Here is a 23729-nt window from a genome sequence, read left to right as displayed (position 1 = left end):
CCCGCGAGCAGCTGCGCGCCGCGGCCGAGGCGCGCGCCGCCGCGCTGCAGCGCGGCGAGCAGCTCGGCGCCGGCCGCCTCGAGCTGGCTCGCCGGCATGCGCGGCTTCGCGCTGCCGCCGGCGAGCGCCGCGAGGCTGCTGCCGCCGCGGCGGAAGAGCGTGCAGCCGCTGCCCGGCAATGGCGCGGCTGGCTGGAAGCGATAGCGCTGCCGGACATGTCGCCGGATGCAGCGCTTGAAATATTCGAGCTCGCCGAGCAGGCTTTGCATCGGCTCCAGCAGCGGGACCGCCGCGCAGCGAAGCTTGCTGCGGCGAATACCCAGCTCGCCGCGTTCGAAGCCCGCGCGGCGGAGCTTTGCGCCGCCTTCCCGGACGCGGCGCTGCGACTTCCCGCGGAGCCCGCCCTGGCCTTGCGGCTCCTGCAGGCGGAGCTGCGCCGGCAGGCGACGGCGCAGGAAGAAGCCGTCCGGCTGGACGAGCGGCTTGAAGCCCTGCAATTAGCTTTAACGGCAGTCCAAAACAAGCGGCAGCAGCTCAACTCTTCCATCCGGCTTATTGCGGAAGCTGCCGGGTTCGATAATGAAGAGGAGTTTGCCGCCGTTCTTGTTCACCGCAGCCGGCTGGAAGCGATCGATAACGAGCGGAACAAACTGCAGATTGAGATTAAGGCAGGCCTGTCGGAACAACGGTTAATGGAGCTGGAGCTGCTGCTCACCAGCCACGACGGAGACGAGTTGAAGCAGCTCTATGAGCAGCTGCAATTGGAAGCGGAACAGATGGAGAAGAATAGAGGGGAGCTGCTGGATAAGCGGGGCAGGCTGCGTCAGCGGCTGGAGCATTTGCTGCAGGAGGAGAAGAACCGGGAGCTGCTGGCCGGCAAGGAAACGACGCTTGCCCAGATTGCCGGGGATGCCGAACGTTATGCCGTACTGGCTGTCAGCGCCTCGCTCATTCGGACCACGAAACGGATTTATGAGGAAGAGCGGCAGCCTGCCTTGCTGAAGCAAGCAAGCGAATTTGTACGCCGGCTTACGGAAGGAAGATATATCCGGGTGATGACGACTCCAGATCAGCCTTCCATCCGGCTCGAGACGCCGGATAACCGATTGGTCGATGCCGTGATGTTAAGCCGCGGAACGGCCGAGCTGGTGTATCTGGCCATGCGGCTTGCGCTTGCCGTGGAACGGACAGCAGCAGCGGGCATGCCGCTGCTGCTGGATGATTTGTTTGTTAATTTCGACCATCAGCGTCTGAACGCCGTTGCCCAATTGCTCGGCGAATTGTCGTTATCGCGCCAATTGATTCTTTTTACCTGCCATGAGCATATTCGGGCTGCGCTACGAAATGGTATACCGCATGCTAGGCTAATCGAGCTGCCCGGCGGAAGCCGGATGTTAGTGAGCCATCTTTCGGCGGATGACCAGGTATAACCAGCCTAGGCTGATAAGGCCAAATATCGGATAAAGCGTCGAGAGCAGCGGGCCAAAGCCGATTTGGCTGGCAAAATAGCAGAAGGCGAGTATTCCTAAGGTAATGAACGGACGCGACCATTTCAGCCGTTCCTGCAGCTGGAGGGTCAGACCGTAAATGTCCGCAATCAGCGTCGTAAAGATCTCGGCGAAAATAAGGAAAATATAAATATACTGCACGATATGGCCAAGCTGCTTGGCGATACCTCCCATCGGGATGGCAAACTGCTGAATGCCGGGCATATGAACGGATAACGCAATATGTCCGGCCATCAGCATAATGCCAATTCCGATTCCGCCGATCCATGAGCCCAGCACTATGGTCTTCCGGTCCTTAACCTCCGAGCCAAGCGGTACAAGAACGGCTTGGGCCATCGACAGGTTAAAGGCGGTATACAGGAAAGGGGAAGCCCATGCCGCCCATACCGAATGATCGGTCGCAATCGTTATGAACCTGCCGGCTCCGGGCGTTTGGAACGTGTCCAGCATGATCAGCGCGGTAAAGAGCAGCATAACCGGCACCACAATCGCATTAACCGTCAAGATTGCTTTCATGCCTTTGCGAAGCAGGAAGTAACATGCCGCAATGGTGACGAGTAATCCCGTTTGATAAGAGACATTCCAATTCTCGTAAAAGATGGTGCCCGCACCGGCAAGCATCACAGCCGTTACGCCCAGCAGCACGACCAGCATGAAATGGCTGATCCATTTCCCATACCTATCGCCAAACAACGCAATGTTCAGATCCTCGTAGGACTTCGCCCCGATCTCGCTGGCGATCAGCATCATTTTGCCGCCCAGCCATATAAAGAGCGCCGTCGCGACGGCGATCGTCAGTGTGCCCCAATAGCCGAAGCGGGTGAAAAACTGCAAGATCTCTTGTCCGGTCGCAAAACCGGCGCCTACAATCGTGCCAATATAAGTGGATGCGATTTGCAGAACCTTCCCCGTACGCTTTACCATGGCATGTCCTCCCGAAATAACCTTCTATATAAGAAGGTATGTCCGAAGAAGGACGGGCATGACAGCAACTTCCGGATTGGCGGGACGCTTATGCGGCGGCGGCTAATAGTTTGATGGACACGATTCTATTATGATCCGGATCCAGATCGAATTTCAGCAGCGAATCTTTTCCTTGATAAGTAATGATGTAGCTGTTCTGGGAAGTTGGTTTTCCAAGCGCTTTAAGCACGGTATCGGCGTTGTCCTCGACGCGAACGCCGCTAAGTCCGGTAGCAATCGACTTATCGTAAACCTCTATGTATTGAATCGCTTTGTCCTCGTTGATCCCCACGGCAAAACCTTTGTATTCGTGAACCTCTATCGTCTCCGAGTCGTCTTTCAGGCTGTATACATCATTTGCTTTGCCATAACGCTCGGATACTTTTGCATTGGAATCGCCTATCTTAAGCCCCAGCATGACAGGATGGGAGGCGTCCCATTGCTGCTGTTTGCTTGCTGCGCCGGTACCGGGCGCCGTTGTGTTTTTGCCGGATGATTCTGCGCTCGTATCCCTGCCCGATGCATTTGCGGAATCCGAGTCGGGCTCCTTGCCGTATTTCTCGTTTTCTTGCTCATGAGAATAGGTTTTCTGAGGACTGTCGCCGATTGGATAAGCATCCGAAGAATGCTCGGTTGGCTGAATGCTTGGAGGGGATACAGGATCCGATTGGTTCGAACAGCCTGCTGCCGTAACGAGAGTAAGGGCCATAACGGCTGCCCATTTTGCTGCATCGTATTTCCGTGTTGTTTTGTTCATGCGAATGCGCTCCTTTTGGGTCGCTTTTGTCCTTAAACCTTAACCTTATTAACGTCCATAACTGGAAAAAGCTGCTTCCCTTTATATATCACTTCTATATAAAAAGACTGCTCTCCTGCTTCGATAAAAAAAATGAAAAAGCCGGGTTGCGTTGTTTGCCTATCCTATGGTAAGTTATCGAAAAGAGATTTTGGTGGAGGGAAATGACGATGGATATTTTAAAAGAACGAATTTTAGAGCAAGCATCTGTGCTTTCGAACGATGTGTTGCGACTGGATTCCATACTTAACCACCAGGTCGATCCTGCTCTTACGATGGAAATGGGACATGAATTCGCAAAACGGTTTGCGGACGAGAAAATTACGAAAGTTCTTACGATTGAATCCTCCGGTATTCCCGTTGCGTACGCTACGGCGTACGTACTAGGCGTACCTCTTGTATTTGCGCGTCGCAAGAAAACTTTAATCGCGGATCCGGATGCTTATTCGGAGCGTGTTCCTTCCTTCACAAAGGGAATGGTGACCGATATTATGGTGTCGAAGCAGTTTTTGTCGGCCGAGGATAAAGTGCTCTTCATCGACGATATCATCGCAAACGGCGATGCAGCACGCGGATTGATCAAGATCATCGAAAGATCCGGAGCAGAGCTTGTCGGCATGGGAATTGTCCTGGAGAAATCCTTCCAGGCGGGTTCGAGAACGCTCCGCGAGCAAGGTGTCCGGGTAGAGTCGTTAGTAAATGTTGCTTCTTTGAAAAACGGGCAAATTCAGTTCGACTAAGTTATAATGATAGAGTGAACGAACCGAGGGGAGGCAGCGGCAATGTTAACTTCTGAATTTTTGACTGCGAAACTGGGTGACGCGAAAATTCACTTCGAACGCGCACTGGATTGCAAACATACGGAGTTTGATGATTTGTATCCTTATATGATTGAGCATCCGCAATTTTTCTGGTACAAGCGTTATGTTGCATGGTCCGAACTTCTTACGATTGTGAAGCTTTGCGATGAGCTCGGCGAGGAATGGAAAGGTCAATTCACGGAACGTCAAGCAGAATATATCGCAAAGCGCGTCATGTCTTCAAGAGTGCTCGACGAATGGTACGAAACCAATGATTCCAAGGAGCATGTCGGATAGTCCGTACGGAGGTAGTAGCGGTGATTAGTGAAGAGCAGTTGGATCAGTTTCGCCTAAGCGGCGAAAAGGTCCGTGTCGTTCGGGACGAAATGGAAGTAAACGACGTGATTGGTATCGTTGTTGCATGGGATGATACAACGGTTGTCATCCGTCGTCACAACAGACGGGTCGTCAAGCTGAGCCGCAATTACCGTTTTGAGTTTGCCTCAAGCGAACGCGGTTCTGTTGAATAACAAGTATAAGTACAGCAGGCAACTCTGTTTACGCAGGGTTTCCTGCTTTTTTTTGGGCCAGGGTACATGAAAAAGGTTTTGGTTGTCTATTGCTAGACTGACCAAAACCTCTGAATCTTTATGTATGGTGCGGTCGAGAGGACTCGAACCTCCACGGCTGTTACACCACTAGAACCTGAATCTAGCGCGTCTGCCAATTCCGCCACGACCGCAAATGTTGTTGCCAACGAAAAACATCATAACATTATCTAGTGAGAAGAGTCAAGCAGTTTGTTGAGAATTAGTTAAGAAAAAGAAAAAGGCTTCAGCTCACGCGCTGAAACCCTTTATGTATGGTGCGGTCGAGAGGACTCGAACCTCCACGGCTGTTACACCACTAGAACCTGAATCTAGCGCGTCTGCCAATTCCGCCACGACCGCATGCCTTATTACGTCCCTTATGGTAGCATGCACGGGATTCATTCGTCAACCCACCTAATAAAGTTGCAAAATTCAGCATATTTTTCCTCGGTTGGACAAACAATGAAGGAGATAAAAGGGAAAGGGTGTATGACGTGAACAAATCTAAAAGTGCAGCTGTCATTTGGATCATTGCACTTGTGTTATTGATGCCCGCCGGTGCGGGACAAGCAATAGCCGCTGAGGAAGAACAAGCGAAGTCCGAAAGACAGTTCGCGATTGTAATCGATGATTTCGGCAACGGGATGAACGGCACCGAAGAGATGCTGCAGCTGCCCGTTAAATTTACGGTAGCGATTATGCCGTTTATGCCAACGACCAAAAAGGACGCCGAAGAAGCGCATCGACTTGGGCATGATGTCATTGTGCACATGCCGATGGAGCCAAATAAAGGGCAAAAAAATTGGCTGGGTCCAGGTGCCATTACGGCTGATCTCAGCGATGCCGAGATCAGGAAGCGCGTAGAAGAGGCCATTGACAACGTTCCGTATGCGGTAGGCATGAACAATCATATGGGCTCCAAAATTACGGCTGACGAACGGATTATGCGCATCGTCCTTTCGGTCTGCAAGGAGCGCGGATTATTCTTCCTTGACAGCCGTACGACATTCAAGACCGTTGTGCCCAAAGTGACGGAAGAGCTTGGCGTACCGGCACTCGCGAACAACGTATTCCTTGATGACGTATATACGGAGCAGCATGTATCGAAACAAATGACGATTGCGAAGAAGCATTTGGAATCCCATGATACTTGCATCGTTATTGGCCATGTGGGTCCTCCTGGCAAAAAAACCGCAGCCGTCCTCAAGGCATCCATTCCTGCGATGCAATCAGACGGCCAAGTTCAATTCGTCAAGCTGTCGGATCTGGTTCCTGCTTCATCTGGTGATCCATTTATACTGCCGAATCCCTGAGGCGATCGCCGTGGCAACGCGAAGCTGCTCGCGAGGGTTGGTAAGCATCGTCCGGTCGCCTTCATGACTGATAAAGCCCATTTCAACAATGACAGCAGGCTGATCGACTTTGCGAAGCAAATAGAAAGGTTTGCCTTCTCTCGGGTAGAAGGCGGTGTGTTGTTGTCTGTTCAGCGTATCCTGTATGCAAAAAGCAAGAAGCGCGCTTTCGCCGGTAGACTGATGCAGAACAAGCGGACCATGCTTGGATTTGTCCTTCGTCCAGTTCACGTGAAGGCTAACGAGCATGGTTGTCTCAATCTCATCGGTTAACTGGCGGCGTTGCGACAAATCGCGCTTATGGCGCGATTTGCTCACATGCCACCGGTTATCTTCGCTAAGCGCATAATCACCCGTACGATTCAGTACGGCCGGAATACCCTGACTATTAAGAAGCATGTACAGCTTCTGGGCAATGGCCAGATTTATATCTTTTTCCAACGTATTTCCGGCTGTTGCTCCTCCGTCAATTCCGCCGTGCCCGGCATCAATCAACACGACAGCCGAAGGCATCGTCCAACCGTCCTCAGGTGCATGTACGATTTGCTGTTTGTTTTCCGGAAGGGCCAGGGCAGCTGACGGCTGCGGCGCAAGACTAAGCAAGCCGATAAACATAAAAACGGCAACCCGCATGACTAACAATTTGAACTCCTCCTTCATTATGCCCAAGACTTGCGTGTAAAGCAGCTATCGATAGCGTGGCTTATTGAAGGAAAACTCATGCATGTTTATGATCGGGACATTCCGGGCAAACTTCTAGTAACAAAAAAACCGAAGAGGTGATCGGGCAGTGGCAAATGGACATGATCTGATAAAATATATGACCGTGGAATTTGTGAACTACATCGAGACGCCGAGGGACGAACGTAAAGCAGCCAAGGCGACAGCCAAAGCCGCAAGGGAGCATTGGCTGTCGCGCTGGTTCGGATGGGGCGGGGCTAGCCTATTGTTGTGGTGGAAGGGACGTACGGAACGTTAGTAATAGAAATGACCGAGCTCGGCAAGAAGCTTGAGGGGAATATACCTTGTGCTGCTGCCGAGCTCATCTGTTTCCAGAGCGGCATAGACATTGCCGTCGCCCCAGTTGTGATACCCGGTTACCGACCACACATAAAGCATTTCTTTATTATATCGCTCTGCCGTAAAACGGAGAGGCGTTTTGGAACTTAATGCTTTGAGCACGATGCTGGTATCTTCAGGGGATGCGGCGATCGGTTTTTTGGTCAGCCATGGCATCTCGCTGTAAGGATCAAACGAGCGGCTTTTTACGGCTCTCTTGATCAAGGATTTTCCTTCTAGCGCATAACGTGTAGCAAGCTTTTCTTCCGACTTGGCGGTTTTTTGCCAGGTAGCATGCTGCAGCGGGACCCATTCCCCGCTCATTCCGTCCAGATACGTATCCTCAGCGGTACCGTTTACGCTCCAGACGGCTAACAGAGGGTGGATATACAAAGCTTGGTTCGTACCAGGCAAGGAAGAGTGAAGCTCAAGCTGCGCAAGGGATTGCCGCAGCGTTGTCCGGTCAAACAAGTATTCCCCCGTTCCGTATTCCCCAAGCGCAAACCCGCCATTCTCCTTGGCCTGAATAACCAAGTATCCGGCCGGTTGACCTTTATCCTTCACAATCGCAATCCAGCTATGCGTGCCGGGACCAAGCGGCGACACGGTAAATTCGGCATGAATCCACGCTTTGAATTCCGGCAATTTCGCAAGCTCGTCCATCCAGCCTCGTACGGTGGATTGGAGCTCCGTTTCCTGTTGAGCCGTTACGGACGACATTGATTCCGCCTGAAGGCTTTGAGCCGTGACAAGGAACGTTGACACCACTAATGCGGCTATAACCGTTTGTCGAATCCACTTTTTCACCCTGGCACATCCTTTCTTTCTTTTGCATCCGTTTCTGACATGGTTTCATTATATTGGACAAGCCCGCAGAAGGCTGTTGGAACCTGTCGCGGGCGTACGTAATGCGGTTGTTCTATTTTTGGCGTATTGCTGCGAATGCCGTCTGATTGTCGCTATTCAATGCCTTCCAGGTGGAAAATACCGCAGTTAATGGCGGAAGCCGTCACCCGCGGCTCATACTGCCATTTGATCTCGGTCTGGCGCTGGTTGAATTGCTCCTCGATGGCTTCCTTGGCATTCTCTTCCGCATGCTTGATCATCGGATCGTAATAATGCCGGATCCTATCGAGCTCTTCCTCCAGCCTTGCCGCAGCATCCGCAGCCCAGGTATAGTCGTAATTTCGGAGCTTGCGTTCAAGCGAAGTCTCGATAACACCCAGTGCCTTGGCGTAGGACAGTCCGTTCCGGGTCAAATGGATGTTCGAGGGCAGCCGCGGCGTCAGCTTCAAATGTTTAAGGCGGTCATAGAAATTCTCGACCACGAGTCCCGTTGCCAGAGAGACGCCGTAGCTGTGAATTTCCTCGCGCTTCCTGTCGCAAGCGAATTCGACGCGCATATTTACGCCAAGCCATGCGGTGTATGGTGTCGATTGGAACGGAGTGCTGGACCGTCGCTCAGGCTCCTGAAACAGGTTCACGTAGCTGCCGGAGTTTTTGGCTGCGCCAAACAGCTGCTCCAGCTTGCGGGAGCCGAAATACAGGTCTTCCCTTGGCGTACGAATACCGTTCGCCAAATTGTTGTTGACGAACCCGAAGGAGCGGTTTAACGCCGCATCCACGGCAGTAGTCGCCGGGCCTGGTGTTGGTGCCGGAGCAGCAAGCTCCTCCTCGTATTTCTCCTTGTCGGTTACGAACAGGTAAGTCATCGTCTCCGGTTCGGAGCCCGTGCGGTCAACAAAGCTCCAATAGAAGGGGCGGTTCGTTAGTTCACGGTCGGCCGCGGGGGAGAGCTTAACCTTGAAGTGAGCAGGCGACTTTTCCAGAATAGAGCATTGGGTGGCTTCCAGGAACCGTTGTACGTATTTGTGAACCTGCTTCGAATTCACGGTCTCACCTCGACTTTCTGTCCCAGCTCGGTCATCTGTGCAAGGATGGTTGGCCCTTGAGGCGTCTCCGGCATTTCCGTCTCTTCACGAAGCTTGGATATGGTGGAGCCCAGGCGGTTCAGCCTTTCCTCCAGATGAACGGCGTCCCCTTCGGATTCGAGCAGCATTCTTGCCAGCTGTTGTTCGATGGAGCCGGCATCCGATTCGAACCGTTCGAGAATATGATCGAGTTCCCCGATGACAAGCTCAAACAGATTGATCTTCTCATGCAGCAGGTTCACGATATGCTCTTCGATGGTTCCGAGCGTACACAGATTATAGATCTTGACGTCTTCCTTTTGTCCAAGCCGGTGAACGCGGCCGATCCGCTGCTCGACGCGCATGGGATTCCAGGGGAGGTCAAAGTTGATCATGTTGTGGCAGAACTGCAGGTTGATCCCTTCGCCGCCGGCTTCTGTTGCGATAAGCACCTGGGCGCGGCCGCGGAACAGATCCATCATCCAGTCCTTTTTGCCGCGGTTCATGCCGCCCCGGTACGGTACGGCCAATATGTTATGCTCGCGGAAGAACTGCAGCAAATATTCCTGTGATGCCCGGTACTCGGTGAAAATGATGACCTTATCATTAATCTGCTGGATAAGCTCCATCACTTTTTCGGCTTTCGTATTGGCTTTGATCTGCTTGATAAATTCGACCAGCTCCCAAATTTTCGGACGGATCGGAGAATCCTCGGCCGTTTTCTTGAACAGATTAACAAGCGTGATAAATACGGCATCCCGGCTGCTGCATACCTCGCGCTGCAGCGTAACGAGCGGAAGCATGCTCATCATATCGACGCCGTCTTCCTTGTAGCGGTCGCGAACGAAGGCCGTAACCGCGTCATAGAGAGCCTTCTCTTCGGAAGACAGCTCCAGCGGAATGTTTTTCACGACGCGCTTGGTGAACGATATGCCGCCGTCTCCGCGCCGGTTGCGGATCATGACGGTGGACAGCGCATCCTGCAGCTGATCTTCGTTTTTCGGCAGACGCTTGTCGACAACGAAGTTGGCCGCGAACTCGCTTTGACCGCCCAGCTGGCCGGGCTTTAGCAGCGTAATAAGGTTATATAACTCATCCAGATCGTTTTGAATCGGAGTAGCCGTCAGAAGAAGGCAATATTTTTTGCGAAGCTGGAGCGCAAATTGATAATTTGTCGTCTTTTTGTTTTTGAGCTTATGCGCTTCATCAATAATGATCATGTCGTAATCCTGGCCCAGAATAATCTCGCGGTGCGGATCGCGTTTGGCCGTATCTATAGAAGCAACCACGACGTCGTATTGCCAGGTATGCTCTTTCTTTTGCGCGACGGCCGAGATGCCAAACTTCGAATTCAGCTCTCTCACCCATTGCAAGACGAGGGAAGCCGGAACAAGAATAAGAGCCTTCCGGACGAGACCGCGGACCATATATTCTTTGATGACCAATCCGGCTTCAATCGTTTTGCCAAGTCCGACTTCATCGGCGAGAATAGCCCGGCCGCCCATCTCATGCACAACCTTGCGTGCCGTATCCACCTGATGCGGCATTGGCTCGAAGGACGGGAGCGTGCGTAAGCATTGCAGCTGCTCGAAGCTGTCGACCCGCTTGGCTTGCTCGGCTTCCATCGTCAGCTGATAGAGCGTCCAATCGTCCCATGGACCATTCTTGGCGACCCGGTTCTGAAGCTCGTCGAACCAGGTGCGGTCGCATTGCAGGTCTACAAGCGGATGAAGCTTGCGCCGGACCGTATTAGCTTCCGTAGAGGCGGGATTCACATTCGCCTGATCATTCATAGTAAAGGTCACGATAGGCAGCTCCTTTTTGCGAATAGAGATAGTTGTCACTAGTATGGCCTTTTTCATCAAATCTTAGTAAATAAGCAGTAAAATTAGCGATAAGACAAGCTATAGAAAGAGAAAGGCCAATGTAAGCGGAGAAAAGCGGCGAAATAGGTAAAAACAGCTGTGGATACCGATATGTAGTATAGTATAATAAGCAGTACACACAATATATGGTGCCCGACACATGCGATAAGAGGTGTGTATACGATATAAGGGACATGGGAGGAAGGACCAATCGGATGGCAATGACGCAGAAATTGGAAGGTCTTAGCGAAAAAATATTTTTGGACCGCTATGCTTGGAAAAACGCGGACACAAAAAATACGGCAGTAGGGGATGTCGTACTGGTCCTGACGAAGGATGATCCAAAATTCCCGGCCAAAGAGGTTGGGGAAGTGATCGGTCGCAGCGGCGATGAAGTGACCGTAAAGCTAAGAAGCGGGGATACGGTTACATCCAGCGTGGAGAAGCTCACGCTTACTATAGAGAAGACTCCGGAAGAGATGTGGGACCGTCTGGCAGGCGCCATGGCTGGCGTTGAGCAAAGTGAAGAGAAGCAGCGTACCTGGTCGGAAAGGTTCCGTTACATTCTGGATGACTGGAAGCTGGTTCCGGGCGGCCGCATTGCTGCCGGTGCCGGCGCGAGCGAAGAATTGACGCTGTTCAATTGTTACGTTATTCCTTCGCCAAAGGACAGCCGGGGCGGCATTATGACAACTCTGTCCGAGATGACGGAAATCATGGCGCGCGGCGGCGGCGTGGGGATTAACCTGTCTTCGCTGCGTCCTAGACGGGCTGTCGTTGCGGGCGTTAACGGATCCTCCAGCGGTGCCGTATCCTGGGGCGGTCTGTTCAGCTATACAACCGGCCTGATCGAGCAGGGCGGCAGCCGAAGAGGCGCGCTCATGCTGATGATTAACGACTGGCATCCGGACGTGCTTGATTTCATTACCGTCAAGCAAACGATGGGGCAAGTGACGAATGCGAACCTGTCGGTATGCGTAAGCAATGCGTTTATGAAAGCCGTGAAGGAAGATTTGGATTGGGAGCTCGTATTCCCGGATACCAAGGAAGCCGATTATGACGAGCTGTGGAACGGCGATCTGGAGGCTTGGAAGAAGCTGGGCAAGAAGGTTATTCATTATAAAACGGTTCGCGCGCGCGATGTATGGCACACCATTATTGAGTCGGCATGGAAATCGGCTGAGCCTGGCGTAGTGTTTATGGAGTACTACAACCAGATGTCGAACAGCTGGTATTTCAACCCGATTATTTGCACGAATCCTTGCGGCGAGCAAGGGCTGCCGGGCTGGGGAGTTTGCAACCTGTCGGCGATTAACTTGTCCAAATTTTACGATGAGAGCAAGCATGACGTGAATTGGGAAGAGCTTGCGAAGGTAACCCAGTGGTCCGTTCGCTTCCTCGATAACGTCATTGATACAACCCCTTATCATTTTGAAGAGAATGAGAAGAATCAGAAGAAGGAGCGCCGCGTAGGCCTTGGCACGATGGGTCTTGCCGAGCTCATGATCAAGCTCGGCGTCCGTTACGGCAGTCCGGAATCTCTTCTGTTCCTCGATAAAATATACGGTTTTATGGCACGAGAGGCTTATCTCGCTTCCGCGGAGATCGCATCGGAGAAAGGCTCGTTTGAAGCGTTTGACGCGGAGAAGTTTCTGCAAAGCGGCTTTATGAAAAACATGGTGTCGGAATTCCCGGAGGTAGGCGAAGCGGTGTTGGCTAAAGGAATGCGCAACGTTACCGTCATTACGCAGGCTCCGACAGGCAGCACCGGTACGATGGTGGGGACGTCGACAGGCATCGAGCCTTATTTTGCCTTCGAATATTTCCGTCAAAGCCGCCTCGGCTTCGACAAGCAGCTGGTGCCAATCGCGCAAGCATGGAAGGACGCGCATCCTGGCGAAGAGCTGCCGGATTATTTCGTAACGGCGATGGATTTGTCGGCGAAGGATCATATCCGCGTGCAAGCAGCGATTCAGCGCTGGGTCGACAGCTCGATCTCGAAGACGGCGAACTGTCCAAGCGACTTTACGGTTGAGGAAACAAAAGAGCTGTACGAGATGGCCTTTGATCTGGGCTGCAAAGGCGTCACGATCTACCGCGACGGCAGCCGGGACGTACAGGTATTGTCGACGAAGAAGGACGACGCGAAGCCGGATGCGGCGGGCGAAGCCGCTGCGGCAGCGGAAGCGGTAAAAGAAGAAGATAAACTCGAGACCCTGAATACGACGCTTAACGCCAAGGTATCGCCTCAGGCGGAGCAGGACTTCGACAAGCAATACAAACGCCGTCCGCAAATTCTTCGCGGGGCAACTTATAAAGTAAACACGCCGTTTGGAATGGCCTATATCACGATTAACGACCTGAACGGTACGCCAGGCGAGATCTTCCTGAACGTAGGCAAAGCAGGTTCCGACGTATTTGCAATGGCGGAAGCGCTTGGCCGCGTATGCTCCTTGTTCCTGCGTTACGGTGATCACGGCAACAAAGTGAAGCTGCTGATCAAACATCTTAAAGGCATTGGCGGCACCGGCGCCATCGGATTTGGAGCAAACCGCGTAGAATCAATTGCGGACGCGGTTGCGAAGGCGCTGGAGATTCATATCGAGAGTACCAACGAGCAGGCGGCTGCTTATGAGCCGGTCAAAGCGGCTCCAGCCTTAGCCTTTGCTGCAGCGCCGGCTGCGGAGGATTCGCACAAGCACGGCGAGGTGACCTCTCGCGACCTATGTCCATCCTGCGGATCGGCTTCGCTGATCAATATCGAAGGCTGCAAGCAATGCAGCAACTGCGGCTATAGCAAGTGTAATTAATTCATAAGAAGAAAGACCAGTGTGAGTGTAAAATGTCCGCTGTATTATCTTTTGTCACAATTCGTAAGATAAAATGTCACTAAAATCGATTATAATGTCAAAGCCCGAATCCCCTGTGGATTCGGGCTTTTTTTTGTGTTTTATGCAATCGCAAATATGGTTGTTTAATGTCAACTGGCGAAATTCGCCCTTTGATCAGTTATTTCTTCCCTGTACAATACAGGTAAAAAGAAAAGGATGACGCTCCTATGTTGTCGGAAGGTCCCAGCATTATTTTAATTACCGGGATAATGGCAAGTGGAAAATCAACAGTGGCGCAGCTACTCTCCGAACGATTTGAGAAATCGGTGCATTTGCGGGGAGATATTTTCCGAAGAATGATTGTGCATAATCGTAAAGAAGTCCGTCCAGACGCGGGAAGTGAAGAATTGGATCAGCTACGCCTACGATATCGGTTGGCTGCACTATCCGCGGAGACGTATCACGAAGCAGGGTTTACGGTTGTAGTTCAAGATGTCGTCATTGGACCTTTGCTGTATGATTTTATCTCTTATATCGAAAGCCGCCCTCTATATGTGGTGGTGCTTTGCCCGCACTCGTCGGTTGTTACGTTAAGGGAATCTATTCGTTCAAAGAAAGGTTATGGTGTTTGGACCGTTGAAGGGTTAGATAGTGTATTACGAAATGAAACACCTCGAATTGGACTGTGGTTAGATTCATCTGAATTAACCCCTGAAAAAACCGTTGATGAAATTATCACGAGATTGCAGAATGAAGCGGTAATATCATAAGTGATTGAACTAACGAAAGAGGGAGTTCAATTAAGCAACTAGGACGAAGCTGCCGGCACAATCGGCAGCTTCATTGCGTTAACAAGTAGGTATAGAAGTTCTTGTCGTCCGAGAAGGGAAGAAGCTAGGCGTAAACCGAATATCATCTGGACGAAGCTATATCACATGGTCTTTTCAATAGGCAAGAATAATGGCTGACAGAATGGTAAAACCTAACAATAAAGCAAGCTTTATGCGCTTGATATCGATTGCGTAACAAAGCAATGCATAAATGCTTGACAATATCATAGAAAACCTATAGGATTTAATCATTAACTGACTGACTAGTCAATCGGGTGGGGGTGGGAACAGATTGAACGGAGAGAAAGAAGCCCAAATCAATAGTGAGCGAAGAGAACATATTCTGCAAATCGCCTTAAAGCGATTTGCTAAGGACGGCTATCACGCTACAAAAATTTCCGATATTGTCGCTGAGGCCGGTGTAGCCCAAGGGACGTTTTACTGGTATTTCAAAAGCAAAGAAGCGATTGCGCTGGAACTTGTGAAAGAGGGAAGGGAAAAGCTGCTTGACGTCATTGGCCAAGGATACCGGAGGGAAGCAGGGTCCGTACAGGACATGGTACACGCCTCCGAAGCTCTGCTCGAAAGGCTGTTTCGGTTTGCGGAGTCTAACCGGTATTTAATAGAGCTTATTCTTGGCAGCGGTGGAGGCGTTGAAACCATCCGTCATGCGATTGGGGAGACAAGAGCCGCTCTGGAGAATGCCTTTCTTCTTAACATCCGCAGAGCAATCGAGTTAGGGATGCTTCCGGGTTCCATCGATGCCGAGTTCCGCGCCACGATGATTATGAGCTTGATCGAAGGCGTCATTTCACGCTGGTTGCTTGGGTTTGCCCCGCCAGGCAGCGGGATCGAATCCAAAACGGCTGAGCAGCTTGCCGCTGAGACTGCCAGGTTTGAATTTTTCGGTCTGCTTGGCGTTTAATTTATAGTTTATACAGATTAAAGACATAGGAGAGAAAAGCATGTTAACCAAAAAGAAATCCAGAAATACTCTTTTTCTAACGTTGTCCGTCGTATTGCTCGTTGTTCTGGCATTGGCCGGTTGCGGTTCTAATAATAAAAGCAATAATGCGCCAACCTCGTCTCCTGCCAATGAAGCCGCGAGCGGCGGCAGCTCCGCAAATGCCGGAAATGAAGATAATTTATTGAACAAGGTTAAAACAGCTGGCGTTATAAAAGTAGGATTAATGGGTACTTACGCGCCTTACAACTTCTTGAATGACAACAAGGAAATCGATGGTTTTGATGCCGACATTGCAAAAGAAGCTGCCAAACGTATCGGCGTTAAAGTCGAGTTTGCTCCGCAGGAATTCTCGGGATTAATCCCTAGCCTGCAGGCCGGCAAAATCGATGCCATTATAAGCCAGGTTACGATTACCGATGAACGCAAGCAGCAAATTGATTTCACCCAGCCGTATATTACGAATCAAGTTAAAATCATCGTAAAAGAGAATAATAACTCGATCACGAAGCTGGAAGACTTTAAAGGAAAAAATATCGGCGTAGGACTCGGCACAAACGATGAATCCTATCTGCGGAATGAAGTGCTGCCGAAGGTTGGGAGCTTCAAGATCAAAACGTATGACGATGTGATTACTTCCCTGCAGGATTTGAATGCTGGCCGGATCGATGCCACGATCAACAACCTGTACGCTTTGAAACCAATTGTAGACAAAAACGGCTTTAAAATTAAAGCGGTAGGCGACGCGATCAAATCCGACCAGGCGGGTATCGCGGTCCGCAAAAACAATCCGGAATTCCTGGCCGCACTCGATAAGGCTTTGACCGATATGAAAGCTGACGGTACCTATAAGGCCATCTTCAAAAAATGGTTTGGGGAAGAGCCGCCGGCGGAGTAAGAAAAGTGAAAAGGACAAGGCCATGAGGAATGCGTATTCTGCCATGGCCTTCTCGTTTTAACCAAGGAATCAAAAGGGGATTCAAACGACAATGAATCTGGTATGGGATAACTTGCCTTTCTTGCTTAAAGGCGCTTATTATACGCTGCTTGTTACCGTTATATCCATGTTTTTCGGACTTATTATCGGCTTGGTAGTCGCGATTGCCCGATTAAAGGGTAACCGGCTGATCCGCGGAATCGCCCGCGTATATGTATCCATTATTCGCGGAACGCCGCTTCTCGTTCAAATTTTTATCGTCTATTATGGACTTGTCGATTACGGGATTACGCTGGGGCCGCTGACAGCAGCCTATGTGGCGTTGAGCATTAACGTAGGTGCCTATCTGTCCGAAACCTTTAGAGGGGCGATTCAGTCGATTCCCAAAGGTCAGACGGAGGCCGCTTATGCGACAGGCATGACGGGCTGGATGACGATGAGAAGGATTATTCTTCCGCAAGCGGCCAGGGTGGCCATTGCGCCTATGGGCAATACCTTTATCGGCATGCTGAAAGAGACGGCTCTGGTGTCCGCCATTACGGTAACCGAGCTGCTGCGCTCAGCGCAGCTGCTGATCGCCCAATATTACGTCTACATGCCTTTCTTTCTTGGGATCGCCGCCATGTATTGGATCATGAGCACGGTGTTCTCGGCCATTCTGAATGCGGTCGAGAAGCAGCTGTCCAAAGTATATTAAAGGCTTGAGGTGGAGCAAAACATGATTCAAACGACAGGACTATCCAAATCATTTAACGGTTTAGAGGTTTTGAAAAGCATCGACCTGCGCGTAGCCCCTAAAGAAATCGTCGTTCTGCTAGGACCAAGCGGTTCCGGAAAAAGCACGCTGCTGAGGAGCTTGAACGGGCTTGAGGAGCTGGACGGCGGATCGCTTGAGGTTAATGGCGTTCGGGTGGAGGCGGCCATGCCCTCCAAGAAGAAACAAGCCGGCTTTCGGGAAATCCGTCGTCACACGGGAATGGTTTTTCAACAGTTTAACCTGTATCCGCACAAGACGGCGCTTGGCAATGTGATCGAATCGCTGATGACGGTGAAGAAGATGAAGAAGGCAGAAGCCGTGCAGATCGGCGAACGATTGCTGGACCGGGTTGGGCTGCTGGTTAAGAAGGACGAATATCCCTCCAGGCTTTCCGGCGGCCAGCAGCAGCGGGTGGCCATTGCTCGGGCGCTGGCGATGGAGCCGGCGATCATGCTGTTTGACGAGCCTACCTCAGCTCTTGATCCCGAGCTTGTCGGGGAGGTGCTGGAGGTTATGCGCCAGCTGGCCCGGGATGGGATGACGATGGTCATCGTCACCCATGAAATGAAATTTGCCCGCCAGGTCGCAAACCGTATCGTGTTTATGGACGGCGGCGTGATCGTGGAGGAGCAGGAGCCGGAGATATTTTTTCAGAATCCGAAGTCCGAAAGATCCAGAAAGTTTATCAATCAACTTCAGGAGCATTAAAATACAGAAAGCGGGTAATCATCATGAAAGTCATGACAACATGGAATGGAAAACGTTTGTTCACATCAGTCGGGGATTCCGGTTATCCGGTAGGAATGGACGCAACGCCGAAATACGGCGGCGACGGCAAAGGCGCGACGCCTATGGAGCTGCTGCTGGCCGGACTGGCCGGCTGTATCGGCATTGACATCACCATGATTCTGGATTCGTTCCTTGGTCAGATCGCTTCGCTTGAGATCGAAACGGACGGCACCCGGAAAGAGCAGAATCCGACCGGCTTTACCGCAATTGAGCTGATTTTCCGCGTTGAAGGGGAAATTCCGGATTACCGGATTTGGAAAGCCATTGAAATGGGCAAGGAAAAATATTGTGCCGTATCGGATTCGCTGAAAGCCGACATCAGCTACAGATTGATTCTAAACGGTCAGGAAGTTTTCCGGCCTTAACAAAGCACGCCCACATCTCACCTCCTTCTCGTCTGGCAGTGTGAGTAATATTTACGATTGAGACCGATTATATTAGCCATTGGAACTTTTAGATAAGCAAATGAGACAGAAAATATATAAGAGTCATACAACGACTAAGCTATATAGGCCCGTGTTCAGTAGAAGGTACTCTCGCAAAACCGGCAGCAGATCAGAGATCCGCTGCCGGTTTGTTGTTTAAGTAAAAGGTAGTTATGTGCAACTTCTGGTGACTGGAAGCGTATTTCACTTTTAGTTCAGCGAGGGGATGGTTGTTATGAAAAAGGTTGGTCGGTTCGCCGATGGGACCGTCGATTAGATAACTAATAAGTAATCATAGGAGGAATAGCAAAGAGTCACTCGTTGCTGCAAGCAAATTCGTCGACAGGAGCTTTATACAAGCTACAATGGCTGCTCGATATAACCGCCGATTCCGGGAATTGTTCGGTACCCTGTTAAGGGATAACCCGACTGGGAATGAAATCGTCTTTCGAGCAAACAAATTATATAATGAATTATCCAATAATATAAATATTTGTACACAAAAAGACTTCTATAACAAAGATTAATGGGCTGGACTCTTGAGGGGAAAACTAGACTATTTTCTTGTCGGACGACAACAACATCTATACAATCAAAGTCGCATAAACAGCGGCTTTTTTTATTTATTGTGTAGAAGTTTTTGTCGTCAGCTCAAGACAAGAACTCTATACAAAGCCGTATTTGGACAAGAACTTCTTCGAAATGTTCGTTAGCTGGTTCAGAAAGCTTGCGACGGAGCAAGGGTTCCAGGACGTCATCGTTGGCATGGAACCGACCGGCACTACCGGCTGAACCTGGCCCATTTTTTAAGAGAACAGCATGTTACGTGCGCTGTGGTTAATCCGCTCCACGTGAAGAAAAGCAAAGAGATATTTGGTCATGGAATGGACACGAATTTTTGATATATACGGAAACGTAGTGCAGGCGGCATACGTAATAGACTCGATGGAAGACAAGGGAGGGAAGTGTAGGAATGGAGCAATCTGTCCGGACATGGTTTCGCTGGATCAGCTATTTGGAAGCCATCTCGTTTCTAGTTCTATTGGGAATAGCGATGCCTTTGAAATACATGTTCGATAGTCCGGAGGCCGTTGCGGTTACGGGCGGTATTCACGGGTTCTTATTCTCTGTTTATTTGGTAGCGATTGCGGTGATGGCAGTTCTGTTCAAATGGAAGATGATCCGCATTGCGGGAGCAATACTGGCCGCTTTTTTGCCATTTGGACCGTTTGTTCTGGAAAGAAGATTAAAAGCAGAAGCTTAGAAGCGCTTGTGTAAATAACCCGACAGCGTACCTGTTATCAGTCGGCTCAATGTAAACAAAGCGGCTAGGGATTCTAACGCAGCAGCGGCTTTAAGCAAAAAGATCAAACCCTGGACATGTCCGGTGGTTTGATCTATATCTTACGTATGTCGAATATTTTGTTCCCATTACCGCCTTAGTCCCATCATATTGCCCGAGGTGTATTTTCTTAAACCTCTATAAAAGAGCAGGATTCCTCCGGCGCATAAGAGAGCTGCCATGCCAAGAGCCCCGTACACGAAAGGTAAGTCGATCTCGCGAATGAACGATACCGGCATACTGCTTATGAAGCCGGCTGGGATCACCGTAAATAATATAATTCGGCCAAAGCCTTTGAAGATCCCCGTAGGGTAGGTGGCAAAGGTGAGCAGCGCGTTAAATAATTGAAAGCTTAGTCCTTCGGTATTGCCAAGCCAGAAGGACAAGCAGCCGGCCATCACGCAGAAGAAGATAAAGATAAGACCCGAGAGGAATAACGCGGCCGCAAATTTGATAATGCCAAGCAGCGAGACATCTCCGAACCCTATAAAGATAAAAAAAGCAAACACGAGATCGCCTATCGCGCTTACCGACATTCGGCTGATTAGAACGTTCAGAAGCACCGGCTTTGGCTGTGCCAGATAGACATCCAGCTGTCCGGTAGCAATCAGGCTGGCAAGCCGGGTCGCGTTGCCGAAGAAGACGGACATAATGCCAAAGCCCCCGGCAGCAGCCGCCCACATCATCATGACATCCTGCAGCGTCCAGCCGTTGAGCACGGGGAATCGCCGGAAATACATCCCCCAGAAAATAATCCAAACGATGTTGTTTACGATCATCGTGCCTACCGTGAGGAGGAAGCTGAAGCGAAATTCCATTGCTCCGGCCAAGTTGAGCCTCCAGCTTGCCGTCGTGAACAGGAGCAGGCGGCGAAGCCGGCCAGGCTGGTCATGCTCCGATATGTTTACCAGGCCCTTGTTATCCTCCATTAACATTCAGCTTCCGCACCCCTTTCCGATAAACAAACCATACGATTCCCCCAAACATTGCCGCCCAGAACCATTGAACCGCAAGCATGCGGAGAATTTCCCCGTGAAACATGCCAACCGCCGTTCGGGCCGGAAAATAGACGATAGCCTGAAAAGGCAGCCAGTGCCCGATCTTCTGCAGCGTCTCCGGAAACAGCTCCAGCGGCATCAGCATCCCGCCAACGGTAAATAAGATTTTATTGTACACGAACTCAAGACCCCGGGTCTCCTCTACCCAAAACGCGCTTAAAGCGATAAGCATCCCGAGCATAAAATTAACGGTGAATCCGCCAAGCGCTAATAAGGGCAACCACGCAATTCCGGCTCCCAGTGGAGGTAATCCGACCAGCAGCAGCCCAATGAACGAGCCTAGCAGCAGGTTAATGACAAACCGGATAGCAACCTCGCTCATGTACTCGACGTAATGAAACGCCAGAAAGCTGACCGGCCGGATAAGCTTGAAGGCGACATCCCCGCTTTTGACTTCCTCCTCAATCCGGGTGCTGAGGCTAGGCGAAGCAAGCACCATCGATTCGGTTAACACGAGATACCACATGATCTGTTTGAACGAGTATCCGGCTATCGTCGCCGTACCTACGCCATCATAAGTTGTCTGCCACAGCTGCATAAAAATATATAAGATCAAAAGGAGAAAGAGCGACCTTACTACAAAATCAACGACGTATGCAAGCTGGTTGCGCAAGGTGATTTTGCCGATAAAAATATATTTGGCCGGCTTTGACAAGCTGATCATCCCGCCGCCTCCTTTCTTTGGAACGTTCCGTACATTCGGGTAATGATATCCTCCATTGGCGGATCCTGCACGGTCATGTCGACGATCCGGCGGCTCGCCATTAAGGCGGACAGGACGAATTCGATCGATGTCAATCCAGTGTCGACGCTAAGCGTTAAACGCGATCCGTCCCGGTTCAGCACCTCTACGCCTTCAAGCGCCATTTGGCCCGGATCATCCTCCAGAAGGAGCTGAATTGTTTTATGCGTCAGGAATTGCTGCTTCATGAAGTCGACCCGTCCGTCAAATACAAGTCCTCCATGATTAATCACAATCGCGCGTTCGCATAGCTTCTCGACATCGCCGGCATCATGGGAGGTAAGGAAGACCGTCGTGCCTTCCTCGCGGTTCATCTCCAGAATCAGCTCCCGGATTCTTTGCTTGACGACAGCGTCCAGTCCAATCGTTGGCTCATCGAGAAACAGAGCCTGCGGACGGTGAATGAGAGAAGCGGCAATTTCGCAGCGCATCCGTTCGCCTAGGGACAACTTCCGCACGGGGATATTCAAGTAAGGACCAAGCTCGAACCGTTCGATCAGATTGTCGCGCCGCGCCTTGTAATCCTCCCGGCGGAGCTCATAAATCCGGCTCATCAGCTCAAAGGTATCAAGAGGCGGGAGATGGTACCACAGCTGCGACTTCTGCCCGAATACGGAGCCGATGCGGTAAGCCAGCTTTGACCGTTCCGTCCACGGACAACAGCCCAGCACTTCCGCCTTTCCGGAGGTTGGATGCAGAATGCCGGTCAGCATTTTGATCGTTGTTGATTTGCCCGCACCGTTTGGCCCGAGGAAAGCGACCGTTTCTCCTTGATCAACGGAGAACGTAATGCCTTCAACGGCAGCTTTGTCCGCATAATGCGGCTTAATCAGCGATTTGAGACTGCCCATAAGTCCGGCTTGCTTTTTCTTGATTTGAAAGATCTTCTCCAACTGCTCAACCTCGATAGACCTCACTCTGCTCACCCCTTAGTTAATTTCCCGCAAAAAGGAAAGACCTTCGCAAAGTCTCGCCCTAGTCTTGCAGGCGGAACTTTCCGAAGGTCTTTTATTCCTCACGGTGTAGCTTGGCGTCTACCCGCGCAAGCCGGCTTCGCTTGGTTCGCCATCCTGATGGAGTCGGATCCCTAGAAGCCCTTCCGAAAAACGTTTTCCACATATTAACATGATACGTCAGGTGTGGCAACAGCTTTTTGCTTACGAAATTTTATCCTGCAAGAGCATTGCCACTTGGCGTTTTCCTGTCTAAGATTAGGAGAATGGGAAGGGGACCGTTTACGTTATGTGGATTGTATTTGCAGGGCTTGCCGCCCTATGCTTTGGATTAAGAGGAATATTGTATCATTATACGAGCCAGCTTCCGTTAAGCCGGACCGTGCTGCTATGCGGCGCGTTCTCGATGGGGGCAGTAATATGCGGCATTACAGCCGTATGGTCCGGTCAGCCTTGGCCGACGACAGCCCTGGTGGGTATTCAGATGGGCGTGTTTTCCTTTGTGGCGAATGCCAGCATGTTCAAGGGCTTTGCCGTCGGAAAAGCATCGCTTGTCGCGATTATTACGGCACTTCCTGCCGTGCTGGTTGTCATAGGGGCTTACCTGATGTGGGGAGAGGCGCTTAAATATACCCAGCTGGCCGCCTTTGTAGTTATCGTGGCGGGGATTTTGCTTGTCCGTTACTCCAATGATTTGTCGCTCAAAAATCTTCAAGGCGCGCAGTGGGGACTTCTGTCTCTCGTCATGTTCGCCTGCAACGACTTGTCCGGATCCTGGTCAACCAAGCTTGAGGCGCCGCTGTTCCCAACGTTGTTCTTTATGTTTGCCTCCGGCTCCATTTGCTATGGCATTTGGTGGCTGAAGGACCGACTTGCGGCAAGGAGTTACGGCCCGGCTGCCGCGGCTGAAGCAGCGGAAGCAACCGTGGCAGCTGCCGCCGAGGATGGCCGGAATCCGGGCAAAACGTGGAGTGAACGCCGCACTTACCTGACGGGAATGCTGGTCGGCACAACCAACGCGTTAGGCATGATGATGATTGTCACGGCCTTTGATCATGGCAAGGCAGGGCTGGTATCCGCAGTTACCGCTTTGAATGTATTGATCGTACTGCTCTATACCCGGTTTGTGGTGAAGGAAAGCTTCACGAGGCTTGAAGTAACCGGAATGGCATGCGCGTTTGGCGGCATTTTATTCTTGCGGTTAATAGCTTAACGAAAGAAACAGCTTAGCGCCATCTGGGTTCTCGAACCTGGATGG

The 23729-nt window shown here is 51.0% G+C and carries 25 protein-coding genes and 2 tRNA genes; 15 read left to right on the top strand and 12 right to left on the bottom strand.

The annotated features are described in order from the left end of the window. Positions 1 to 1430 (top strand): ATP-binding protein (locus WFK81_RS10985; RefSeq protein ID WP_442956041.1); only part of this gene is annotated, 1430 nt, incomplete at its 5' end. On the opposite strand, the gene WFK81_RS10980 is transcribed toward WFK81_RS10985, so the two are convergent. Both WFK81_RS10980 and WFK81_RS10975 read right to left on the bottom strand, forming a co-directional pair. Beyond that, complete coding sequence (locus tag WFK81_RS10980; RefSeq protein WP_336786420.1) at positions 1395 to 2432, bottom strand: YkvI family membrane protein; 1038 nt, start codon at positions 2430 to 2432, stop codon at positions 1395 to 1397. The genes WFK81_RS10985 and WFK81_RS10980 overlap by 36 nt on opposite strands. Positions 2433 to 2520: 88 nt before the next feature. Next, the gene (locus WFK81_RS10975; RefSeq protein ID WP_336786419.1) at positions 2521 to 3228 is read right to left on the bottom strand and encodes a hypothetical protein; all 708 of its coding nucleotides are present in this window, start codon (positions 3226 to 3228) and stop codon (positions 2521 to 2523) included. Between the two features lie 209 nt (positions 3229 to 3437). On the opposite strand from WFK81_RS10975, the gene WFK81_RS10970 reads away from it, so the two are divergent. The 3 genes from WFK81_RS10970 to WFK81_RS10960 are packed head-to-tail and all read left to right on the top strand — an operon-like array spanning position 3438 to position 4597. Next, positions 3438 to 4007: a xanthine phosphoribosyltransferase gene (locus tag WFK81_RS10970; protein ID WP_336786418.1), complete on the top strand. Its 570-nt coding sequence runs from the start codon at positions 3438 to 3440 to the stop codon at positions 4005 to 4007. 42 nt (positions 4008 to 4049) lie between these two features. Continuing rightward, entirely contained in the window at positions 4050 to 4364 is a 315-nt protein-coding gene (locus tag WFK81_RS10965) for a hypothetical protein (protein ID WP_336786417.1), read from the top strand. 20 nt (positions 4365 to 4384) lie between these two features. Continuing rightward, positions 4385 to 4597: a hypothetical protein gene (locus WFK81_RS10960; protein WP_336786416.1), complete on the top strand. Its 213-nt coding sequence runs from the start codon at positions 4385 to 4387 to the stop codon at positions 4595 to 4597. Between the two features lie 125 nt (positions 4598 to 4722). Here WFK81_RS10960 and WFK81_RS10955 read toward each other — a convergent pair. Together WFK81_RS10955 and WFK81_RS10950 are read right to left on the bottom strand one after the other, a co-directional pair. After that, positions 4723 to 4809: transfer RNA gene (locus tag WFK81_RS10955), tRNA-Leu, on the bottom strand. Between the two features lie 121 nt (positions 4810 to 4930). Further along, a tRNA-Leu gene (locus WFK81_RS10950) sits at positions 4931 to 5017 on the bottom strand. Positions 5018 to 5205: 188 nt separating this feature from the next. Here WFK81_RS10950 and WFK81_RS10945 point away from each other — a divergent pair. Continuing rightward, entirely contained in the window at positions 5206 to 5970 is a 765-nt protein-coding gene (locus tag WFK81_RS10945; RefSeq protein ID WP_336786469.1) for a divergent polysaccharide deacetylase family protein, read from the top strand. On the opposite strand, the gene WFK81_RS10940 is transcribed toward WFK81_RS10945, so the two are convergent. After that, positions 5935 to 6642 carry an N-acetylmuramoyl-L-alanine amidase family protein gene (locus WFK81_RS10940; RefSeq protein WP_442956052.1) on the bottom strand — a complete coding sequence of 236 codons (708 nt, stop codon included), beginning with the start codon at positions 6640 to 6642 and terminating at the stop codon, positions 5935 to 5937. The genes WFK81_RS10945 and WFK81_RS10940 overlap by 36 nt on opposite strands. A gap of 157 nt (positions 6643 to 6799) precedes the next feature. On the opposite strand from WFK81_RS10940, the gene WFK81_RS10935 reads away from it, so the two are divergent. Then, a complete protein-coding gene (locus WFK81_RS10935; RefSeq protein WP_336786414.1) occupies positions 6800 to 6988 on the top strand; it encodes a YqzE family protein in 189 nt (62 codons plus the stop codon). On the opposite strand, the gene WFK81_RS10930 is transcribed toward WFK81_RS10935, so the two are convergent. The 3 genes from WFK81_RS10930 to WFK81_RS10920 form a co-directional block, all read right to left on the bottom strand. After that, positions 6985 to 7875 carry a hypothetical protein gene (locus tag WFK81_RS10930; protein WP_336786413.1) on the bottom strand — a complete coding sequence of 297 codons (891 nt, stop codon included), beginning with the start codon at positions 7873 to 7875 and terminating at the stop codon, positions 6985 to 6987. The two genes, WFK81_RS10935 and WFK81_RS10930, sit on opposite strands and share 4 nt — an antisense overlap. Before the next feature lie 152 nt (positions 7876 to 8027). Then, positions 8028 to 8960, bottom strand: a complete 933-nt coding sequence (locus WFK81_RS10925; protein ID WP_336786412.1) for a YqhG family protein — start codon at positions 8958 to 8960, stop codon at positions 8028 to 8030. After that, complete coding sequence (locus WFK81_RS10920) at positions 8957 to 10771, bottom strand: DEAD/DEAH box helicase (RefSeq protein WP_336786468.1); 1815 nt, start codon at positions 10769 to 10771, stop codon at positions 8957 to 8959. The genes WFK81_RS10925 and WFK81_RS10920 overlap by 4 nt, the downstream gene beginning before the upstream one ends. A 287-nt stretch (positions 10772 to 11058) precedes the next feature. Here WFK81_RS10920 and WFK81_RS10915 point away from each other — a divergent pair, with 287 nt between their 5' ends. The 7 genes from WFK81_RS10915 to WFK81_RS10885 all read left to right on the top strand — a co-directional run bounded on the left by WFK81_RS10915 (position 11059) and on the right by WFK81_RS10885 (position 18316). Next, on the top strand, positions 11059 to 13653 hold the full coding sequence (locus tag WFK81_RS10915; RefSeq protein WP_336786411.1) for an adenosylcobalamin-dependent ribonucleoside-diphosphate reductase: 2595 nt from the start codon (positions 11059 to 11061) through the stop codon (positions 13651 to 13653). Positions 13654 to 13901: 248 nt separating this feature from the next. Beyond that, complete coding sequence (locus WFK81_RS10910) at positions 13902 to 14444, top strand: AAA family ATPase (RefSeq protein ID WP_336786410.1); 543 nt, start codon at positions 13902 to 13904, stop codon at positions 14442 to 14444. A 352-nt stretch (positions 14445 to 14796) separates the two neighbouring features. Next, positions 14797 to 15429 (top strand): TetR/AcrR family transcriptional regulator, encoded by a 633-nt coding sequence (locus tag WFK81_RS10905; protein ID WP_336786409.1) that lies wholly within the window; start codon positions 14797 to 14799, stop codon positions 15427 to 15429. Between the two features lie 40 nt (positions 15430 to 15469). Next, positions 15470 to 16366: a substrate-binding periplasmic protein gene (locus tag WFK81_RS10900; protein ID WP_336786408.1), complete on the top strand. Its 897-nt coding sequence runs from the start codon at positions 15470 to 15472 to the stop codon at positions 16364 to 16366. A 91-nt stretch (positions 16367 to 16457) separates the two neighbouring features. After that, positions 16458 to 17102: an amino acid ABC transporter permease gene (locus tag WFK81_RS10895; protein ID WP_116393762.1), complete on the top strand. Its 645-nt coding sequence runs from the start codon at positions 16458 to 16460 to the stop codon at positions 17100 to 17102. A gap of 21 nt (positions 17103 to 17123) precedes the next feature. After that, positions 17124 to 17870 (top strand): amino acid ABC transporter ATP-binding protein, encoded by a 747-nt coding sequence (locus WFK81_RS10890; protein ID WP_336786407.1) that lies wholly within the window; start codon positions 17124 to 17126, stop codon positions 17868 to 17870. Positions 17871 to 17893: 23 nt separating this feature from the next. Beyond that, complete coding sequence (locus WFK81_RS10885) at positions 17894 to 18316, top strand: OsmC family protein (protein ID WP_336786406.1); 423 nt, start codon at positions 17894 to 17896, stop codon at positions 18314 to 18316. A gap of 725 nt (positions 18317 to 19041) precedes the next feature. Here WFK81_RS10885 and WFK81_RS30970 read toward each other — a convergent pair. Further along, positions 19042 to 19179 (bottom strand): hypothetical protein, encoded by a 138-nt coding sequence (locus WFK81_RS30970; protein WP_442956040.1) that lies wholly within the window; start codon positions 19177 to 19179, stop codon positions 19042 to 19044. A 170-nt stretch (positions 19180 to 19349) separates the two neighbouring features. On the opposite strand from WFK81_RS30970, the gene WFK81_RS10875 reads away from it, so the two are divergent. Further along, positions 19350 to 19640 (top strand): DUF3817 domain-containing protein, encoded by a 291-nt coding sequence (locus WFK81_RS10875; RefSeq protein WP_336786405.1) that lies wholly within the window; start codon positions 19350 to 19352, stop codon positions 19638 to 19640. A 167-nt stretch (positions 19641 to 19807) separates the two neighbouring features. Here WFK81_RS10875 and WFK81_RS10870 read toward each other — a convergent pair whose 3' ends face one another. Genes WFK81_RS10870 through WFK81_RS10860 form a run of 3 tightly spaced genes read right to left on the bottom strand, consistent with a single transcriptional unit; the run spans position 19808 to position 22435 of the window. Then, on the bottom strand, positions 19808 to 20647 hold the full coding sequence (locus WFK81_RS10870) for an ABC transporter permease (RefSeq protein WP_336786404.1): 840 nt from the start codon (positions 20645 to 20647) through the stop codon (positions 19808 to 19810). Next, on the bottom strand, positions 20637 to 21440 hold the full coding sequence (locus tag WFK81_RS10865) for an ABC transporter permease (RefSeq protein WP_336786403.1): 804 nt from the start codon (positions 21438 to 21440) through the stop codon (positions 20637 to 20639). The genes WFK81_RS10870 and WFK81_RS10865 overlap by 11 nt, the downstream gene beginning before the upstream one ends. Continuing rightward, the gene (locus WFK81_RS10860) at positions 21437 to 22435 is read right to left on the bottom strand and encodes an ABC transporter ATP-binding protein (RefSeq protein WP_336786402.1); all 999 of its coding nucleotides are present in this window, start codon (positions 22433 to 22435) and stop codon (positions 21437 to 21439) included. Before WFK81_RS10860 ends, WFK81_RS10865 begins: the two co-directional genes overlap by 4 nt. 325 nt (positions 22436 to 22760) lie before the next feature. On the opposite strand from WFK81_RS10860, the gene WFK81_RS10855 reads away from it, so the two are divergent. Beyond that, on the top strand, positions 22761 to 23684 hold the full coding sequence (locus WFK81_RS10855; RefSeq protein WP_336786401.1) for an EamA family transporter: 924 nt from the start codon (positions 22761 to 22763) through the stop codon (positions 23682 to 23684). Positions 23685 to 23729 lie beyond the last annotated feature (45 nt).

This window comes from Paenibacillus sp. MMO-177 (assembly GCF_037147795.1).
Lineage (GTDB): Bacteria > Bacillota > Bacilli > Paenibacillales > Paenibacillaceae > Pristimantibacillus.
This window is presented reverse-complemented; position numbering and strand designations above follow the sequence as displayed.

What these genes read in the sequence shown, in the direction of transcription:
- WFK81_RS10980 (WP_336786420.1), bottom strand. Translation starts at nt 2,432, where the DNA reads ATGGTAAAGCGTACGGGGAAGGTTCTGCAAATCGCATCCACTTATATT.
- WFK81_RS10975 (WP_336786419.1), bottom strand. Translation starts at nt 3,228, where the DNA reads ATGAACAAAACAACACGGAAATACGATGCAGCAAAATGGGCAGCCGTT.
- WFK81_RS10970 (WP_336786418.1), top strand. Translation starts at nt 3,438, where the DNA reads ATGGATATTTTAAAAGAACGAATTTTAGAGCAAGCATCTGTGCTTTCG.
- WFK81_RS10965 (WP_336786417.1), top strand. Translation starts at nt 4,050, where the DNA reads ATGTTAACTTCTGAATTTTTGACTGCGAAACTGGGTGACGCGAAAATT.
- WFK81_RS10945 (WP_336786469.1), top strand. Translation starts at nt 5,206, where the DNA reads ATGCCCGCCGGTGCGGGACAAGCAATAGCCGCTGAGGAAGAACAAGCG.
- WFK81_RS10940 (WP_442956052.1), bottom strand. Translation starts at nt 6,642, where the DNA reads ATGCGGGTTGCCGTTTTTATGTTTATCGGCTTGCTTAGTCTTGCGCCG.
- WFK81_RS10920 (WP_336786468.1), bottom strand. Translation starts at nt 10,771, where the DNA reads ATGAATGATCAGGCGAATGTGAATCCCGCCTCTACGGAAGCTAATACG.
- WFK81_RS10915 (WP_336786411.1), top strand. Translation starts at nt 11,059, where the DNA reads ATGGCAATGACGCAGAAATTGGAAGGTCTTAGCGAAAAAATATTTTTG.
- WFK81_RS10910 (WP_336786410.1), top strand. Translation starts at nt 13,902, where the DNA reads ATGTTGTCGGAAGGTCCCAGCATTATTTTAATTACCGGGATAATGGCA.
- WFK81_RS10900 (WP_336786408.1), top strand. Translation starts at nt 15,470, where the DNA reads ATGTTAACCAAAAAGAAATCCAGAAATACTCTTTTTCTAACGTTGTCC.
- WFK81_RS10895 (WP_116393762.1), top strand. Translation starts at nt 16,458, where the DNA reads ATGAATCTGGTATGGGATAACTTGCCTTTCTTGCTTAAAGGCGCTTAT.
- WFK81_RS10890 (WP_336786407.1), top strand. Translation starts at nt 17,124, where the DNA reads ATGATTCAAACGACAGGACTATCCAAATCATTTAACGGTTTAGAGGTT.
- WFK81_RS10885 (WP_336786406.1), top strand. Translation starts at nt 17,894, where the DNA reads ATGAAAGTCATGACAACATGGAATGGAAAACGTTTGTTCACATCAGTC.
- WFK81_RS30970 (WP_442956040.1), bottom strand. Translation starts at nt 19,179, where the DNA reads ATGGGCCAGGTTCAGCCGGTAGTGCCGGTCGGTTCCATGCCAACGATG.
- WFK81_RS10875 (WP_336786405.1), top strand. Translation starts at nt 19,350, where the DNA reads ATGGAGCAATCTGTCCGGACATGGTTTCGCTGGATCAGCTATTTGGAA.
- WFK81_RS10870 (WP_336786404.1), bottom strand. Translation starts at nt 20,647, where the DNA reads ATGGAGGATAACAAGGGCCTGGTAAACATATCGGAGCATGACCAGCCT.
- WFK81_RS10865 (WP_336786403.1), bottom strand. Translation starts at nt 21,440, where the DNA reads ATGATCAGCTTGTCAAAGCCGGCCAAATATATTTTTATCGGCAAAATC.
- WFK81_RS10855 (WP_336786401.1), top strand. Translation starts at nt 22,761, where the DNA reads ATGTGGATTGTATTTGCAGGGCTTGCCGCCCTATGCTTTGGATTAAGA.